General features: G+C 70.1%; 14 protein-coding genes. 4 read left to right on the top strand and 10 right to left on the bottom strand.

All coding sequences use genetic code 11. The features are described from left to right. Positions 1 to 52 precede the first annotated feature (52 nt). A complete protein-coding gene (tamR, locus tag AB5J56_RS26480; RefSeq protein ID WP_356144052.1) occupies positions 53 to 550 on the top strand; it encodes a MarR family transcriptional regulator TamR in 498 nt (165 codons plus the stop codon). Here tamR and AB5J56_RS26475 read toward each other — a convergent pair. Then, positions 509 to 1,276, bottom strand: a complete 768-nt coding sequence (locus AB5J56_RS26475; protein ID WP_369235670.1) for a LuxR C-terminal-related transcriptional regulator — start codon at positions 1,274 to 1,276, stop codon at positions 509 to 511. The genes tamR and AB5J56_RS26475 overlap by 42 nt on opposite strands. A gap of 258 nt (positions 1,277 to 1,534) precedes the next feature. On the opposite strand from AB5J56_RS26475, the gene AB5J56_RS26470 reads away from it, so the two are divergent. Then, positions 1,535 to 1,990, top strand: a complete 456-nt coding sequence (locus AB5J56_RS26470; RefSeq protein ID WP_369242793.1) for a GNAT family N-acetyltransferase — start codon at positions 1,535 to 1,537, stop codon at positions 1,988 to 1,990. Between the two features lie 15 nt (positions 1,991 to 2,005). Here the strand turns inward: AB5J56_RS26470 and galK are convergent, their stop codons facing one another. The 3 genes from galK to galT are packed head-to-tail and all read right to left on the bottom strand — an operon-like array spanning position 2,006 to position 5,202. Continuing rightward, a complete protein-coding gene (gene galK / locus AB5J56_RS26465; protein ID WP_369235668.1) occupies positions 2,006 to 3,148 on the bottom strand; it encodes a galactokinase in 1,143 nt (380 codons plus the stop codon). A gap of 3 nt (positions 3,149 to 3,151) precedes the next feature. Further along, a complete protein-coding gene (gene galE / locus AB5J56_RS26460) occupies positions 3,152 to 4,141 on the bottom strand; it encodes a UDP-glucose 4-epimerase GalE (protein WP_369235666.1) in 990 nt (329 codons plus the stop codon). After that, on the bottom strand, positions 4,138 to 5,202 hold the full coding sequence (gene galT, locus AB5J56_RS26455; RefSeq protein ID WP_369235664.1) for a galactose-1-phosphate uridylyltransferase: 1,065 nt from the start codon (positions 5,200 to 5,202) through the stop codon (positions 4,138 to 4,140). Before galT ends, galE begins: the two co-directional genes overlap by 4 nt. A 188-nt stretch (positions 5,203 to 5,390) precedes the next feature. On the opposite strand from galT, the gene AB5J56_RS26450 reads away from it, so the two are divergent. After that, the gene (locus AB5J56_RS26450; protein WP_369235662.1) at positions 5,391 to 7,103 is read left to right on the top strand and encodes a sodium:solute symporter family protein; all 1,713 of its coding nucleotides are present in this window, start codon (positions 5,391 to 5,393) and stop codon (positions 7,101 to 7,103) included. A gap of 20 nt (positions 7,104 to 7,123) precedes the next feature. Further along, positions 7,124 to 7,444 carry a hypothetical protein gene (locus tag AB5J56_RS26445; RefSeq protein ID WP_369235660.1) on the top strand — a complete coding sequence of 107 codons (321 nt, stop codon included), beginning with the start codon at positions 7,124 to 7,126 and terminating at the stop codon, positions 7,442 to 7,444. Positions 7,445 to 7,506: 62 nt separating this feature from the next. Here AB5J56_RS26445 and AB5J56_RS26440 read toward each other — a convergent pair whose 3' ends face one another. The 6 genes from AB5J56_RS26440 to AB5J56_RS26415 all read right to left on the bottom strand — a co-directional run bounded on the left by AB5J56_RS26440 (position 7,507) and on the right by AB5J56_RS26415 (position 17,351). Then, positions 7,507 to 8,223, bottom strand: a complete 717-nt coding sequence (locus tag AB5J56_RS26440) for a LuxR C-terminal-related transcriptional regulator (RefSeq protein WP_369235658.1) — start codon at positions 8,221 to 8,223, stop codon at positions 7,507 to 7,509. Positions 8,224 to 8,460: 237 nt separating this feature from the next. After that, entirely contained in the window at positions 8,461 to 10,350 is a 1,890-nt protein-coding gene (locus tag AB5J56_RS26435; RefSeq protein WP_369235656.1) for a PQQ-binding-like beta-propeller repeat protein, read from the bottom strand. A gap of 82 nt (positions 10,351 to 10,432) precedes the next feature. Further along, positions 10,433 to 12,274, bottom strand: a complete 1,842-nt coding sequence (locus AB5J56_RS26430; RefSeq protein WP_369235654.1) for a PQQ-binding-like beta-propeller repeat protein — start codon at positions 12,272 to 12,274, stop codon at positions 10,433 to 10,435. A gap of 216 nt (positions 12,275 to 12,490) precedes the next feature. Further along, positions 12,491 to 14,296: an ABC-F family ATP-binding cassette domain-containing protein gene (locus AB5J56_RS26425; protein WP_369235652.1), complete on the bottom strand. Its 1,806-nt coding sequence runs from the start codon at positions 14,294 to 14,296 to the stop codon at positions 12,491 to 12,493. Positions 14,297 to 14,429: 133 nt separating this feature from the next. Continuing rightward, positions 14,430 to 16,412: a nitrate- and nitrite sensing domain-containing protein gene (locus AB5J56_RS26420; protein WP_369235650.1), complete on the bottom strand. Its 1,983-nt coding sequence runs from the start codon at positions 16,410 to 16,412 to the stop codon at positions 14,430 to 14,432. A gap of 159 nt (positions 16,413 to 16,571) precedes the next feature. Then, complete coding sequence (locus tag AB5J56_RS26415) at positions 16,572 to 17,351, bottom strand: MHYT domain-containing protein (protein WP_369235648.1); 780 nt, start codon at positions 17,349 to 17,351, stop codon at positions 16,572 to 16,574. Positions 17,352 to 17,535: the final 184 nt, after the last annotated feature.

The following is a 17,535-nucleotide window of genomic DNA, read 5'->3' as shown; positions in this document are numbered from 1 at the left end:
GAGACTCTATTTCAAGAGACTTCATGTCGACACAACCACTACACTGATCGCCATGGAGGACGAGGTCGATCGGCTGGTCGCAGCATGGCGCCGGGAGCGCCCTGACCTCGACGTGGAACCGCTCGAGGTGCTCAGCCGGGTGAGCAGGCTGGCCCGGCACCTGGACCGGGCGCGTCGTCTGGCGTTCTCCGAGCACAGCCTGGAGCCCTGGGAGTTCGACGTACTGACCGCGCTCCGCCGTGCGGGCGCGCCCTACCAGCTCTCCCCCGGCCAGCTCCTGACCCAGACCCTCGTCACCTCCGGCACCATGACCAACCGCATCGACCGGCTGACGAAGAAGGGCCTGGTGGAGCGCCTCCCGGACCCCAGCGACCGCCGCGGCGTGCTGGTGCGCCTCACGGACGACGGCCGCGACCGCGCCGACCAGGCGCTCGCGGGCCTGCTGGAGCAGGAGCGCGCGATCCTGGCGGAGCTGAGCCGGGCACAGCGCGGTGAACTGGCCGGACTGCTACGCCAGTTGACCGCCCCGTTCGACAACATCCCCGGTTAGGTCGACCGGTCCGACACCGGCCCTGCGCGCCAGCGCGACGGCCGCGAGGGTCGAGTGCACGCCCAGCTTCCCGAGCACGTTCTGCATATGCGTACGGACGGTGTGCGGGGAGAGGAACAGCCGCTCGGCGACGGCCTTGCGGCCGAGCCCGGCGACCATGCAGCGCAGCACCTCGCGCTCCCTCGGCGTGAGGGACTCCACCAGCCGCTCGCTCTCGGTGCGGTGCTTGCGGGCGGCGGTCAACTCCCGCAGTACACCCGTGAGCAGGGCCGGCGGCAGATGCGTCTCGTCGCGCAGCACACCCCGTATGACGGTGAGCAGCCGGGAGAGCGAGCAGTCCTTGGCCACCCAGCCCGAGGCTCCGGCCTGCAGCGCGAGGGCCGCGCGGCGCGGGTCGTCCTTCTCGGCGAGCACCACGATGCGCACGCTCGGCTGGCCGGAGCGCACGCCCGCGACGAGCGAGATGCCGTCGACGAGCCCGTCCTCGTTGCTTTCCTGCACGGGCACGGCGGGCCGGCTGCCCAGCACGTTGCCGCCCAGGTCGGCGTCGACGAGCAGCACGTCGAATCTGCGCCCCTCCGCCGCCGCCCGCTCCAGGCAGCGCAGCGCGGCAGGACCGCTGCCGGCCGCGGACACGTCGACGTCGGGCTCGGCGGCAAGGGCCGCGGCGAGCGACTCGGCGAAGATGCGATGGTCGTCGACGACCAGGACTCGGATGCGAACCACTGAAACCCCCACAGGTCGGATGACGACCCTGCGCAGGTACGGCGCCCGAAGTGATCCCGAGCCCGCTTGCGGCCCGGAAAACGGAGTGCCGCAGCCGCACGGCCGCCGCCGTGCTTCAACTGCTACCCCCACTCCGGGCGTCGTACCCGGCTGTCTCGCCCCCTGATCAGCACCGGCCCCCACCGGTGCTGTTCATCAGGGTAAGGCCGGGGGCGGGGAGCGGAAGGTTATTTGCAGAACTGATTGGCCAGCGCGTTTATGGTGAGCCGTATGTTTCGTATGGAGACAGGAGTCGACAAGGAGCGGCGCGATCTGCTTCGCAAACGGCTGTGGGACACCAACACGCAGGCCTCCCCGGTGCTGCGCGCGATGCGCGGAACCCCCGCTGAACACGGGGTTCCGCTCCACGTGTGGGTGCTGGACGCCGACGCCACCCTGGCCGGCGGACTGGTCGGCCACACCTGGGCGGGCTGGCTCCACGTGACCTACCTCTGGGTGGACGACCGCTTCCGCGGCGCGGGCCTCGGCTCCCGCCTGCTCGCCTCGGCGGAGACGACGGCCCACGCCGAGCACGGCTGTCTCAACTCCCGCCTGGAGACCTGGGACTTCCAGGCGCCGGAGTTCTACCGCAGGCACGGCTACGAGGTGGTGTGCGTGATCCCCGACTATCCGCCGGGGGTCACGGAGTACACACTGACCAAGCGGCTGGGCTGAGCCGAGGGCTGAGAATCAGCCCACCCGCCGCGCCCCCGCCGAAGGCACCGCCGGGAACACCCGCGGCGCGGTGAAGCCGGCGGCGGCGAAGGCCTCCGTGACCGCCTTGGTCACCGTGTCCACGTCTGCCGACTCCACCAGCACGACCGCCGAGCCGCCGAAGCCGCCGCCCGTCATACGGGCGCCGAGGGCGCCGGAGGCGCACGCCGTGTCGACGACCAGGTCCAGCTCGGGGCAGGAGATCCGCAGGTCGTCCCGCAGGGAGGTGTGACCGTCGGTCAGGACCGGGCCGATGGCGCGGACGTCGCCCGCGTCGAGCAGGGCGATGACCCGGTCCACCCGGTGGTCGTCGGAGACGACGTGGCGGACGTAGCGGCGCACGCGCTCGTCGGTCAGGCGCGACAGCGCGTCGTCCAGCTCGGCGTACGCGACATCGCGCAGGTGGGTCACGCCCAGCTGCCGCGCGCCCTCCTCGCACCCCTCGCGCCGCTCGGCGTACGCCCCGTCGCCCAGCGCGTGCTTCACGCGGGTGTCGACGACCAGCAGCTCCAGGCCCTGGGAGGCCAGGTCGAAGGGGACCTGGCGGATGGAGAGGTCACGGCAGTCCAGGTGCAGGGCGTGGCCCTCGACGCAGCAGGCCGACGCGGTCTGGTCCATCACTCCGCAGGGCACGCCGACGAAGTCGTTCTCCGCGCGCTGCGCGAGCTTCGCCAACTCGGGCCGGGTGAGACCGAGTTCGTACAGGTCGTTCAGGGCCAGAGCGGTGACGACCTCCAGCGCCGCCGAGGACGACAGTCCCGCGCCGGTCGGCACCGTCGAGGCGAGGTGGATGTCGGCGCCGGTGATCGCGTGACCGGCCTCGCGCAGCACCCACACGACACCGGCCGGGTACGCCGCCCAGCTCGTGTTCGTCAGCGGCTCCAGCTCGTCGACGTGCAGCTCGACGACCGGGCCCTCGATGTCCGCCGAGTGCAGCCGGACGACCCCGTCGTCGCGCCGGGACACCGCCGCGACCGCCGTGTGCGGCAGCGCGAGCGGCATCACGAAGCCCTCGTTGAAGTCGGTGTACTCGCCGATCAGATTCACTCGGCCGGGTGCTGCCCACACGCCCTCGGGCGCCGTGCCGTACAGCTCCTCGAAGCCTTCCCGTACGCCCACTTGCTAGCCCTTCGCGGTGTTCTGAGAGATGTTCTGAGAGATGTTCTGGGCGAACGCCCAGGCGTCCGCGACGATCCCCGCGAGATCCGCGCGGGACGGGTTCCAGCCGAGCCGCTCGCGGGCGGTGGCGGCCGAGGCGACCAGCACCGCCGGGTCGCCGCCGCGGCGGGGCGCGACCACCTCGGGGATCGGGTGGCCGGTGACCTGGCGCACCGTCTCGATGACCTCGCGGACGGAGAACCCGTTTCCGTTGCCGAGGTTGCAGATCAGGTGCTCGCCGGGGGTGGCGGCCCGCACGGCCAGCAGGTGGGCCTCGGCCAGGTCCGCGACGTGGATGTAGTCGCGCACACAGGTGCCGTCGGCGGTCGGGTAGTCGTCGCCGAAGACCGAGATGGCGTCACGGCGGCCCTGCGCGACCTGGAGGACCAGCGGGATCAGGTGCGACTCGGGGTCGTGCCGCTCGCCCTGACCGCCGTACGCGCCCGCCACGTTGAAGTAGCGCAGGCTGACCGCGGCGAGCCCGTGGGCCGCCGCCTCGCCGGTGATCATGTGGTCGACGGCGAGCTTCGAGGCGCCGTAGGGGTTGGTCGGCTTCGTCGGCGCCGACTCCACGATCGGGGTCGTCTCCGGCTCGCCGTACGTCGCGGCCGTGGAGGAGAAGACCAGCTTGCGGACGCCCGCCTCGCGCATCGCGGCGAGCAGCGCCATCGAGCCGCCGACGTTGTTGTCCCAGTACTTCTCGGGCTTCACGACGGACTCGCCGACCTGCGAGAACGCGGCGAAGTGCAGAACGGCGTCGTAGGAGGAGTCCAGCCACTTGGCGGCATCGCGGATGTCGCCCTCGACGAAGGAGGCACCGGCCGGCACGCCCTCGCGGAAACCGGTCGAGAGGTTGTCGAGGACGGTGACCTCGTGGCCCGCCTCCAGCAGATGCTGCGCGACCACGCCGCCCACATAGCCCGCGCCACCCGTGACCAGGTACTTCCCACTCATGAACTCGCTACCTCTCGCAGTCGCTGAGCCGCGGACTCCGGCGGCACGTCGTTGATGAACACGCTCATGCCCGACTCGGAACCCGCGAGGAACTTCAGCTTGCCGGACGTACGGCGAATGGTGAAAAGCTCCAGGTGCAGCGCGAAGTCGTCGCGGTTGACGCCCTCGAACTCCTCCAGTGTGCCGAACGGCGCCTGGTGCCACGCCGAGATGTACGGCGTCGCGGGCTCCCCTTCGCCGAAGATCCGGTCGAACCGCTTCAAGAGTTCCAGATAGACCTGGGGGAATTCTGTGCGCGCGCCCTCGTCCAGGCCCAGCAGGTCGGGCACCCGGCGGAGGGGGTAGAGGTGCACCTCGTAGGGCCAGTGCGCGGCGTAGGGCACGAAGGCGACCCAGTGCTCGGTCGCCAGGACGATGCGTGAACCGTCCGAGACCTCGCGGGCGACGACCTCGTCGAAGAGGTTCTCCCCGCCCGTCGCCTCCTTGTGCGCGGCGAGCTGGCGCAGCATCAGGGCCGTACGCGGAGTGGTGAAGGGGTAGGCGTAGATCTGGCCGTGCGGGTGGCCCAGGGTCACGCCGATCTCGGCGCCGCGGTTCTCGAAGCAGAACACCTGCTCCACGGAGGGGAGATGCGACAGCTCGGCCGTGCGGTCGGTCCAGGCGTCCAGGACCAGGCCCGCCTGCTCCTCGGTCAGCGAGGCGAAGGACGCGTCGTGGTCGGAGGTGAAGCAGACGACCTCGCAGCGGCCCGAGTCGCCGGCCAGCGACGGGAAGCGGTTCTCGAAGACCACCACGTCGTAGGCGGAGTCGGGGATCTCGCTCAGCCGGTCGCCCTGGGAGGGGCACAGCGGGCACTCGTCGGCGGGCGGGTGGTAGGTGCGGCCCTGGCGGTGCGAGGCGATCGCCACACAGTCGCCGAGCAGCGGATCCCGGCGTACCTCCGAAGTGGTGACGGTGGGGTCGAGAGGCCGCCGGTCCACCGCGTCGCGCACCGCGTCGTCGCGCGCGTCGTAGTAGATGAGCTCACGACCGTCGGCCAGCCGGGTCGAGGTCTTCTTCACGGTGAACTCCCCATCGGACTCTCTGCCTACACCCGATCAATCTTCAACATAACCAAACACAACAAACCATGTTTCCTCCGCGCCGTCAACATCACAATCAAACAAAGAACACCAACAAAAGTGTTCATTTCTTGAATGTGGAGGCGTAGGTTCCGGTCTGTTCCGTTCGCGCAACGAAGCGAGTTCCTATGCAGTCCCCCACACATTCCCCCACATACCTGGCCGACCCAGGCGCGCACCTGGCCGCCGGCCTGCGACTTCCCACCAACGCGCTCGACTACACGATCCTCGGGATCTACTTCGTCTTCGTCCTGGGCATCGGCTTCGCGGCCCGGCGCTCGGTGAAGACGAGCCTCGACTTCTTCCTCTCCGGACGTTCGCTACCCGCCTGGGTCACCGGCCTCGCGTTCATCTCGGCCAACCTCGCCGCCACCGAGATCCTGGGCATGGCCGCCAACAGCGCGCAGTACGGCCTCTACACCGTGCACTGGTACTGGATCGGCGCCATCCCGGCCATGGTCTTCCTCGGCCTGGTGATGATGCCCTTCTACTACGGCTCCAAGGTCCGCTCGGTGCCGGAGATGCTGCTGCTGCGCTTCGACAGGTGGGCGCACCTGCTCAGCTCGGCCCTGTTCGCCTTCGCCGCCATCCTGATCGCCGGCGTGAACCTCTACGCCCTCGCGATCGTCGTCGAGGCGCTGCTCGGCTGGCCGCAGTGGGTGGCCATCGTGGTCGCCGGGTTCTTCGTCCTGGCGTACATCACCCTCGGCGGCCTGTCCTCGGCGATCTACAACGAAGTGCTCCAGTTCTTCGTCATCCTCGCCGCGCTCATCCCGCTCGTGGTGCTGAGCCTGAAGAGGGTCGGCGGCTGGAACGGGCTGACCGACTCCCTCACCAAGAGCCACGGCGACCACTTCGTCACCGCGTGGGGCGGCACGGGCATCGGCAGCGCCAACCCGCTCGGTGCGAACTGGCTGACCATCGTTCTCGGACTCGGCTTCGTGCTGTCCTTCGGCTACTGGACGACGAACTTCGCCGAGGTGCAGCGCGCCCTGTCCGCGAAGAACATGTCCGCCGCCCAGCGCACCCCGCTGATCGCCGCGTTCCCCAAGATCTTCATCGTCTTCCTGGTGATGATCCCGGGCCTGGTCGCCGCCGTCCTCGTGCCGAAGATCGGCACGTCCGGCTCGGACCTCCAGTACAACGACGCGATCCCGTACCTGATGCAGGAGTTGATGCCCAACGGCGTGCTCGGCATCGCGGTGACCGGTCTGCTCGCCGCGTTCATGGCGGGCATGGCGGCCAACATCTCGTCCTTCAACACGGTGTTCACCACCGACATCTGGGCGAAGTACGTGGTCACGGACCGCGAGGACGCGTACTACGTGCGGTTCGGCCGGCTCATCACGGTCGTCGGCGTGCTCGCGTCGATCGGCACGGCCTTCCTCGCCTCCTCCTTCTCCAACATCATGAGTTACCTCCAGACGCTGTTCTCCTTCTTCAACGTGCCGATGTTCGTCGTCTTCATCGTCGGCATGTTCTGGAAGCGCGCGTCCAAGAAGTCCGGCTTCTGGGGCCTGCTCGCGGGCACCACGGCGGCGATGATCAACTACTTCGTCATCTACAAGCAGGGCATCATCGACATCCCCACCGACCAGGGCGCCAACTTCGTCTCCGCGATCGCCGGGTTCGTCGCCGGTGCGGTGGTCATGGTCGGCGTCTCGCTGTTCACCGAGCCGAAGCCCGCCGAGGAGCTCGAAGGCCTGGTGTACGGCACCCGCTCGCCCGGCATGGCGGAGCCGCCCGCCCCGGGCGACGACGCCTGGTACCGCAGGCCCGCCCTGCTGGGCTGGGGCGCGATCGTCCTCGCCGCCGCCTGCTACATCCCCTTCTCGTTCTGACGCGGGAGGATTGAGAGACCATGTCTGATATGTCCCACTACTCGGAGCGAGACGTCCAGCGCGAGGTCACCGAGCTGGAGCAGAAGTCCGCGACCGCCGCCCGGCTCTTCGACATCCGCCGCATCATCGGCGGCCTGTTCGTGATCTACGGCGTCATCGTCACGATCGCCGGAATCACCGTGTCCGACGCCAACCTCGACAAGGCCGAGGGCATCAACATCAACCTCTGGACCGGCCTGGGCATGCTCGCCCTCGGCCTGTTCTTCCTGGTCTGGCTGAAGCTGCGCCCGCTGGCGCCGCCGGCACCACCCCTGTCCGACGAGGGCCAGGACGGCGAGTAACACCCGCCTGCGGGGCCGGAGTTCCAAGGAACTCCGGCCCCGCAGCCGTAACGCCCCACAGGTCACGCCAGATGCGGGCCCGCTTGATCCACCGCGTCCGGCGACGCGTGCGGCACCGGACCCGCCCGGTCGAGCAGCCCGGTGCGCGCGGCGAGCGCGGCCGCCTCCAGCCGTGAGCCCACCCCCAGCTTCATCAGGACCCGCTGCACATGCGTGCGCGCGGTGCTGGGCGCGATGCCCATGCCGGCCGCGATCAGCCTGGTGTCCTCGCCGTCGGCGACCCGCACCAGCACCTCGACCTCGCGCGGGGTGAGCATCTGGAGCAGCCGCTGCCCCTCGTCGTCGGGCTGGGCGGCCGGGTTGAGCAGCTCGCTGAACGCGCTCTGCAGCAACTGCGGTGCCACGGCGGCCTCTCCGGCCCTGGCCTTCATGATGGCGCGCTCGACGCCCTCTATGCGCTCGTCGTGCCGCACGTAACCGGAGGCACCGGCGGCGAACGCGGCCGCGATACCCCGCGGATTGGGCACCGGACCGAGGACGAGAACCGCCACCTGCGGCCGTTCCCGCTTGATCCGCACCACCGGGTCGAAGATCCCCGGCTCGGCCGGCGTCGCCGTCCCGATCAGACACACCTCCGGCGCCCGTGTGATCACCAGCTCCGCCGCTCCCGCGGCGGGCGCGGCCGCGGCGAGCACCCGGTGCCCACGCAGCTTCAACGCCGAGGCAAGCGCCTCTGCGAGCAATCGGTGGTCGTCGACCACCATGAGCCGCACTCCCATCGGCAACCCCCCAGTCCCCCCAGGTTCCATCCCCGCTGGTTCCCATGGATAGGAGCCCCCCGGCTCTCCATCCCCGGAAGCTACACGCTTGTTCGACGTTGCGCTTCCCCTACTGGTGAGAAGTGCCCCGGATTACCGAATCCCGCCCATTCGGCATTGACTGGGGTGTACGCGAACGGCCCCGCCCCTGAGCTGGGGCGGGGCCGTTGGGTCACGGCGATGCGGATGACCCGGCCATCACTTGGCGCCGAAGCCGACCGCCGTGTAGTCCTTCTCGTTCTTCGAGTACGGCGCGCTGACGAGGTCCTGCCCCATGAACAGGCGGCCGCCCGTATAGAGCATCTCGGAGCTCTTGGGGACCATGCTGCTGATCGCGCTGCGGACCGAGTCGGTCGCCGGGGTCTCCAGGAGCTTCGTCTGCTTCAGGGTCTTGCCGTCCACGGAGACGATCTGGGGACCCTTGTCGTACGGGGCGTCCTTGTAGGCGATGATGTTCGGCCCGTCCATGCGGATCGGGAACAGCTCGTAGTCGTTGCCCGCGTCGACCCGCTCGCCGGTCGGCTTGCCGGTGGCCAGCGAGAAGGACACGATCTCGTTGGTCTGGCTGTAGTCGCCGCCGCCGTCGTGCTCCTTGGTGGGGACGTACAGCTTGTCGTTGCCGACGGTGATCCCCTTGCACCGGTAGACCTTGCCGATGCTGCAGTCGTGCTCGTACTTGCCGTCGGGCAGCGAGATCTTGATGCGCAGCTTGCCGTTCTCGTCCAGCGAGAAGACGTCCGTCGCGCCGGAGAGGCTGACGTCGTCGCCGGAGTCGACGCCGAAGACCACCGGGTTGGTGGAGATCACCTTGGCGTTGTCGATGCCCTTGGGGAGGTCGTACGTCCACTTGACGCTGCCCGACTTCGGGTCGAGGAGCTGGACCTTGTACTCCTCGTCGCCGTAGTCGCCGCACTTGCGGACCGCGACGAGCTGGGCGCCTCCCGCGTAGCCGACGTCCTCGCACTTGCCGGTCTTCGGTGCCCACAGGACCTTGCCGGACTTCAGATCGAAGGCGGCGCCTCCGTAGTAGCCGCCGCCGACCGCGACCGTGGTGCCGGAGATGGTGACCTCACCGAAGGGCACGGCGGTGCCCTGCGTCTCGGCGGTCTTGTTCCAGAGCTGCTTGCCGGTGTTCACGTCGAACGCGACGACCTGGGTGCAGGCCTGGTGGTCGCCCTTGCTGTTGCGCTTGGCCGTCTCGGTGACCACCGCGGCGATCCCGTCCTCGGTGACCTCGCGCGAACCGGCGCAGGTCTCGCCCTGGAGGGGGAGCGTCCACTTCTTGCCGCCGTTGTCGGGGTCGTAGCCCACGATCTGGTTGACGCCGCTCTTGGCGTACACCGAGTCGGTGAGCCAGGAGCCCGCCACGCTGTCGATCTGCTTGTCCTTGACCGCGGGCGCCGGCACCTGGAAGAGGACGCTGGCGCTCGTGTTGGACGGGACCTTCTCCTGGGCGGTGTCGTTGGTGGTGTCGGTGCCGCTGCCACCACCGCCGTTGTCGGCCGAGCCGCCCTTGTCGCCCTTGTCGTCCTTGCCACCCGTGCCGCCGGTCGGGCCGGCCGAGGTCTTGTTGTTGTCGTCCGAGCCGGAGCCGGCGTACATGATGCCGCCACCGACGATCAGGGCGACGACCGCGACGGCCCCGATGACGATGCCCATCGGGCCGTTGAGCTTGAACTTGCCGCCACCGCCGCCGCCCTGCGGGGCCTGCGGCTGCATCGGCACGGTCTGCGGGTAGCCGTACTGCGGCTGCTGGCCCGGGTAGCCGTAGCCGGGCTGGCCCTGCGGAGCCTGGGGCGCCTGCGGGTAGCCGTACTGCGGCTGGCCCTGCGGCGGGGCGGGCGGCGCCTGCGGAGGCTGGGGGGCCTGCGGGTAGCCGTAGCCGGGGCCCTGCGCGGGCTGCGGGGGCTGGGGTGCCTGCGGGGCGCCGAAGCCGCCGGGCGGCGGGTCCTGGGGCGCGCCGAAACCACCGGGGGGCGGTGCCTGGGGCGCGCCGAAGCCGCCGCTCTGCGGGGGCTGGTCCTGCGGGGCGCCGAAACCTCCCTGCTGCGGGGGCTGGTTCGGGGGCGGGGGCGGCGGCTGGCTCATGACGTGTCTACCTCGGGTGGGAAGGAGAGCGGATCTGGACGATGACTGGGGAGTCGGAGGAAGGAAGGAGGAGTTGGCCCGGTCACTTGCCGTAGGCCAGCATCAACTTCTCCTTCGCCTCGTCGTCGCCGGTCAGCGAGGTGGTGGAGAGGAAGAAGCGCCCGTCCACGTAGGCAAAGTCCTTGCTGTAGAAGCTGCTCTCGATCTTGGCGGTGCCCTGCGGGTTCTGGAGCAGCTTGTAGGTCTTGTGGCGGCTGCCCCCGGTCCGGATCGAGACGACCTGGCCCCCGGTGTCGTACTTCGGCACCACGTACGCGAACAGGCGGCTGCCGGTCGTCCGGATCGGCAACATCGTGGTGTCGCTCGGGGACTTGGTGCGCCAGCGCTCCTTACCGGTGGTCAGGCTGATCGCGACGATGGAGTTGGCGCCGCTCTTCTTCTCGGTGGGCAGGTAGATCGTGTTGGCGTCGGCGGCGATCCCCGTGCAGTCCGTCAGGCCGGCTCCCAGGCTCACACTGGAGCAGTTGGGCGCGTAGTCCTCGTCGACCTGGACCTGCGAGCGGTAGGTGCCGTCCGGCTTCAGCGTGACCATGTTCCAGGCGTTGTTCGACTCCTTCTTCAAGAAGAGGACGAGCGGCCTGACGGAGTACGTGCGCTCGACCTTCCAGCCCTTCTTGACCTTGAAGGTCCACTTGGCCTTGCCGGTCGCCGGGTCGAGTGCCTGCACCTCGTCGTGCTGCGTGTCCGCGCCGACGTTGCAGGACGACACGGCGACCAGCCGCTCGCCGCCCGCGAAGCCCGAGGGGTAGCAGGAGTCGCCGTACTTCTTCTTCTCCCAGAGCTTCTTGCCGCTGTTGACGTCGTACGCCGTACCGGACATCGAGCGGCCCGCCACCACCGTGTCGCCGGAGATGGCCAGCTCCACGGTGATGGTGTCGTCGAAGAGCCCGCCCTCCTCCAGCTTGCCGCTCCAGCCCTTCTTGCCGGTGTCCAGGTCGACCTGCTGGAGCAGGTTGCAGCGGGAGTTGTCGCCGGTGCCGTTCTGGTAGGCGACGACGATCTTGTCGTCGGCCGTCTTGTCCTTGGTGACCGCGCAGATCTTCGCCGGGAAGGTGATGGCGTCCCACGTGGGCTTGCCGTCGCCGACGTTGTACGCGACGAGCTGCTTGTACGCCGCCTTCACCGCGGTCTTGTCGGTGATCCACATGCCGGGGGCCTGGGCACCGGCACCGGGCGCGTCGGGCGCTTCCTTGTACCAGAGCACCTTCGACTCACCGGGCTTGCGGCCCGCGTTGAGGTCCTCGGTCTCGTCCCGGCCGTCGCCACTGCCGTCGCCCTGGTTGACCGGGGCGGTCGCGGTGGGCGAACCCGTGGGCTTGCCGTCCTGGCTCTCGTGCGCGACGGGCTTCTTGTCGTCGCCACCGCTCGACACGGCCCACACGGTGCCGCCGATCACCAGCAGCGCGGTGACGGCCGCGCCGATGATCAGCGCGGGCCGGCCCTTGAAGGGGTTCTTGGAGCCGCCGCCGGGAGGCGGGGTGGGCTCCCCCGGGTACGGGGGCTGGGGCCCCGCCTGCTGCGGATAGCCGTAACCTGCCGCCGGCTGCTGGGGCCCCGCGTACGGACCGGTCTGACTATATGGACCCGGCTGCGTGTACGGGCCCGGCTGGCCGTAGGGGCCGGGCTGCTGCGGATAGCCGTAACCGGACTGCTGCGGGTAGCCGTAGCCGGACTGCGGAGGCTGGGCGCCGGGCGCCGGTGTCTGCGGTGCGCCGAACCCGCCCTGCGGCGGCGGGCCTTGGGCCGGTGGGCCCTGCGGCGGCGGGCCTTGGGCCGGTGGGCCCTGCGGCGGCGGGCCCTGGTGCGGCTGGTCCTGCGGTGTGCCGAAGCCGCCCTGCGGCGGCTGATTGGGCGGCTGACTCATCAGCGCTTCCCCCCATGCTTCACTGATTTTCGCCACCCGCGGTCTTCGCTCGGAGTGGTTCTCAGACGGTTCTCAGAGGGCTCTTTCTATCACTCTGCCGCCACACAGCACGGGGCCGGTCCTCCCCCTGTTCCCAAGGGAGGACCGGCCCGTGATGCCCTCGTTACGCGCCTTCACGCCCCCTTCACGCGGCGCACGCGCTATCGCGCACGCCCCTCACGCGTCCTCGGCGAGTTCCAGCCAGCGCATCTCCAGCTCCTCGCGCTCACCGGCCAACTCCCGCAGCTCGGTGTCCAGTTTGGCCACCTTCCCGAAGTCCGTGGCGTTGTCGGCGATTTGCGCGTGCAGCTTGGTCTCCTTCTCGGAGATCTTGTCGAGCTGCCGCTCGATCTTCTGGAGTTCCTTCTTGGCGGCGCGGGCATCGGCGGCGGACGCGGCCTTGACCGGAGCCGGGGCGGCGGACAGCACGGCGGCCGCGGCGACCTCCTCCATCCGCTTGCGCCGCTCCAGGTACTCGTCGATGCCGCGCGGCAGCATCCGCAGCGTGGCGTCGCCGAGGAGGGCGTACACCTTGTCGGTGGTGCGCTCGACGAAGAACCGGTCGTGGGAGATCACCACCATCGAGCCGGGCCAGCCGTCGAGCAGGTCCTCCAGCTGGGTGAGGGTCTCGATGTCGAGGTCGTTGGTGGGCTCGTCGAGGAAGAGGACGTTGGGCTCGTCCATCAGCAGCCGCAGGATCTGCAGCCGCCGCCGCTCACCACCGCTCAGGTCGCCGACCGGGGTCCACTGCTTCTCCTTGTTGAAGCCGAACGTCTCGCAGAGCTGCCCGGCGGTCATCTCCCGGCCCTTGCCGAGGTCGACCCGGTCACGGACGGCCTGGACGGCCTGCAACACCCGCAGGGTCGGGTCGAGTTCGCCGACCTCCTGCGAGAGATAGGCCAGCTTGACGGTCTTGCCGGTGACGATCTGCCCGGCGACGGGCTGCTGCTCGCCGTCGCTGCGGGCGGCCTCGGCCATGGCCCGCAGCAGCGAGGTCTTGCCCGCGCCGTTCACCCCGACCAGGCCGATCCGGTCGCCCGGTCCGAGCTGCCAGGTCAGGTGCTTCAGCAGCACCTTCGGCCCGGCCTGCACGGTCACGTCCTTCAGGTCGAAGACGGTCTTGCCGAGCCGCGAGGAGGCGAACTTCATCAGCTCGCTGCTGTCCCGGGGCGGCGGTACGTCCGCGATCAGCTCGTTGGCGGCCTCGACGCGGAAGCGCGGCTTGGACGTACGGGCGGGGGCGCCGCGGCGCAGCCACGCCAGCTCCTTGCGGACCAGGTTCTGCCGCTTGGTCTCCTCGGTGGCGGCGATGCGCTCGCGCTCGGCGCGCGCGAAGACGTAGTCGGAGTACCCGCCCTCGTACTCGTACACGTCGCCCTTCTGCACGTCCCACATGCGGGTGGCGACCTGGTCGAGGAACCACCGGTCGTGGGTGACGCAGACGAGCGCGGAGCGGCGCTCGCGCAGGTGCTGGGCGAGCCAGGCGATGCCCTCGACGTCCAGGTGGTTGGTGGGCTCGTCGAGGATGATCAGGTCCTGCTCCTCGATGAGCAGCTTCGCCAGCGCGATACGGCGGCGCTCGCCACCGGAGAGCGGACCGATCACGGTGTCGAGGCCCTGCGGGAAGCCCGGCAGGTCCAGCCCGCCGAACAGGCCCGTCAGTACGTCCCTGATCTTGGCGTTGCCCGCCCACTCGTGGTCGGCCATGTCCCGGATGACCTCGTGGCGGACGGTCGCCGTCGGGTCGAGGGAGTCGTGCTGCGTGAGGACGCCGAGGTGCAGGCCGCCGGAGTGGGTGACGCGGCCGGTGTCGGCCTCCTCCAGCTTCGCGAGCATCCGGATCAGCGTCGTCTTGCCGTCGCCGTTGCGGCCCACCACGCCGATCCTGTCTCCCTCGGACACGCCGAGGGAGACCCCGTCGAGCAGGGCACGGGTGCCGTACACCTTGCTGACGTTCTCGACATTGACCAGGTTGACGGCCATTTCTCTCCTGCCCAGGGGGATTGCTCGACCCTCAAGGGTAGACCGCGGCGGGGCGGGGGCCGGGCGGGAGGCTTTTCGCCCCCTGCAGGTGGCCGGTCGGGGACGGCGGACCCGCCCTCGATCGCCGTACGGGCTAGAACCCGCGCTGCTGCGGTATCAGCGCCGACGCCGGAGCCAGCCCCCGCCCCTCCCCCACCGGCATGTCGTCCCGCAGCAGCCCCTCCGGGAGGAACACGGCCGCCGCCACGCCGCCGCTCCCCGACGCCCGGAGCTCGACCCGCAGGCCCTGGCGTTCGGCGAGGCGGTTCACCACGAAGAGACCGATCTGCTTGGCGTCGAGGAGGTCGACCCGGGAGGCCTGGAGCTTCCGGTTGGCGTCGGCCATCGCTTCCTCGTTCATGCCGAAGCCGCTGTCCTCGACCTCGACCAGGACGCCGTCGCGCAGCCGGGCGGCGCGCAGCTGGACCTTGGTGCTGGGCGGCGAGAAGGCGGCGGCGTTCTCGACCAGCTCGGCGAGGAGGTGGATGACGTCGGCCACGGAACCGCCGGCGACGGAGACCCGCGGTACGGCCCAGATCTGCACGCGGGTGGCGTCCTCGATCTCGGCGACGGCGGCGCGCAGCACGTCCGCGAGCGCGATCGGCGTGCGCCAGCCGCGCCCGGGGGCGATCCCGGACAGGATGAGGAGGCTCTCGGAGTGCCGGCGCATACGGGTGGCGAGGTAGTCGACGCGGTAGAGGTCGTGCAGCTCGCCGGGCTCGCGCTGGCGCTGCTCCATGGTGGCGAGCAGGTCGAGCTGGCGGTGCAGCAGGACCTGGCTGCGGCGCGCGAGGCTCACATAGACGCCGGAGATCCCGCTGAGCAGCTCGGCGCGCTCGGAGGCGGCCTTGAGGGCGGCCCGCTGCACGGCGGTCAGGGCGGTGCCCACCTGGGCCAGCTCGTCGCCGACGAGCCTTCGCATGGGCGCCTCGGCGTCGATGTCGACGCCCTGCCCGGCGTGCAGCCGCCGCATGGCCTGCGGCAGCCGGCGTCCGGCGACTTCGAGCGCGGAGTTGCGCAGGTCGAGCAGTTCGACGATGAGGCCGCGCCCGACGAGGACGGAGACTAGCAGCGAGAGCAGTACGCCGACGAGTCCGAGGACCACGGCGACGCCGGACGCGCCGAGGGTGTCCCAGCCGAAGGGGTCCGCCTTGGCCGCGGCGGCGGTTCCGGCTCCGGCCTCGGCCCTGGTCAGTGCCTTGAGTACGCCGGTGACGGCACCGTCCCAGCCGGTGAGGAGCCCGGCGGACACGGCCGAGGTGCCGGGCCCGGCGCTGCGCACCCGGTTCTCGACGGCCTGGAGCTGCCGGTAACCGTCGCTGCTCAGCAGGGTGTCGTACGGCGCCCGGTGCGCGGCCTTCAGGTCGGCGACCGCGGGCTTCAGCAGCTCGCGCTGGGTGGCGACGGAGCCGACGAAGAGCGCGTACTGGTCCTTGGTCAGGGTTCCGGCGGCGCGACCTGCGGCGAGCAGCGCCTGTTCCTGGGCGACGGCCTCGCGGGCGCGGGAGAGTTCGAGGACGACGCGGGCCTCGGAGGTCGCGTCGGTGGTCTTCTCGCCGGTGAGCGCGCCGGCGACGGAGAAGCCGTGCTCGATGATCGCCGAGTACTGGGTGTACGCGGCCGAGGGCGCCGTTCCCTGCTGCGTCACCGTCGCGCGCAGGGTCGGCAGGCCGCCCGCGTCGGATTCGAGGCTGTCCAGGCGGGCGGGCAGCCCGGAGTCGAGGAGTTCGGCGTCGGAGCTGGAGGCGTTGACGCCGTCGAGGAGTTCGGCGGCGGCCTTGTCGGTGGCGGTCCGCGCAGCCTTGAGGCCGGCGAGGTCGCGGGTGCGGGGCGCGGCCGCGTACCGCAGGGTGGCGGTGCGCTCGCCCTGCAGCGCGGTGACGAAGTCGCCGACCGGGGCGAGGAGTTCGGCGTTGACGTCCTTGGCGCGCTCCAGGTCTCCGATGCTGGAGGCCGTGGTCACGGCGGCGAAGCCCCACAGCGCCATCAGGGACACGATGGGGAGCATGAGCAGGGAGACGATCTTCGCCCGGACCGATCTGGGGCGCAGCCGGTCGGGCGTGCGGAGGACACGCATGTGGGGGGACCTCGTTCAGGGAGGAAAGTTCAGGGGGGAACAGGGAGGAACAGGGAGGAACAGGGAGGAAAGTGGGGGAAGGAGAAGGCCCTGCGGCGCCTCACGGACAGGCGGCGGGAGAGGTAGACGGGGACGCGGCGCCGACGGCCGTGCGGCGGCTCAGGCGGTGGACAGCTCGACCTGGCGCAGGAGTTCGGCGGCGGCGGCCGACTCGTGCCGCTTGCCGGTGGGCGACAGGGCGACGTACGCGGAGGCCAGGAAGAGGAAGGAGCCGAGCACGACGGCGAGCGGGAAGATGAACTCGGTGGCCGTGGCTCCGGACAGGGCGGCGCTGCTGGGCGCGAGGCTGATGCTGACGGCGTACATCGCGGTGTAGTGCATGCTGCTGACCGCGATCCCCATGACGAGCGCGGCGACGGTGGCCAGCACGGGTCCGCGCACGATGAGGGTGAGGGTGAGCGCGGCGGTCGCGGCGACGACCGCGATCACGACGGAGGCGACGACGAGCGCGGGGTCGTAGTGCACCGTGCCGTGCAGGTTGAGCGCGGCCATGCCGGTGTAGTGCATGGCGGCGACGCCGAGGCCGGTGCCGAGGCCGCCGAGGGCGACCGAGGTCACGCGGGAGCGCCCGTATCCGGCGGTGAAGACACCGGCGGCGACGACACCGACGGACATGAGCAGGCTGAGGGCGGTCAGCGGGACGTCGTAGCGGATCGGTGTCCCGTCGACGCTGAAGCCCATCATCGCGATGAAGTGCATGGTCCAGATGCCGGAGCCGATGGCGATCGAGGCCAGCAGCAGCCAGTTGCGCCGGGAGGCGCCGTCGGACTCGAGTGCCCGGACGGTGCATCGCAGTCCGAGCGCGGAGCCGACGCAGGCCATCAGATAGGAGAGGACGGGAGTGACCCATCCGGCGCTGAAGTGGTCCATGTGTCCCATGGGGAACCCCTCTCACCCGTCGCGCGGGCAGACCCGCGCGCACGGAAATACCGCCGGTAACAGGAGACCGGGGAGAGCTGATCATGCCAGCACCGACTGAGGGGCAGAGCGCTCAAAAAGGGATCTTGAGGGAAATAGATGAGAATTAAATTACTGTGGCGTAGGTTACATCTGACCTGCATAT

Source organism: Streptomyces sp. R21, from assembly GCF_041051975.1.
Lineage (GTDB): Bacteria > Actinomycetota > Actinomycetes > Streptomycetales > Streptomycetaceae > Streptomyces.
The sequence above is the reverse complement of the archived record's forward strand: the minus strand, read 5'-3'. Positions and strand labels throughout refer to the sequence as shown.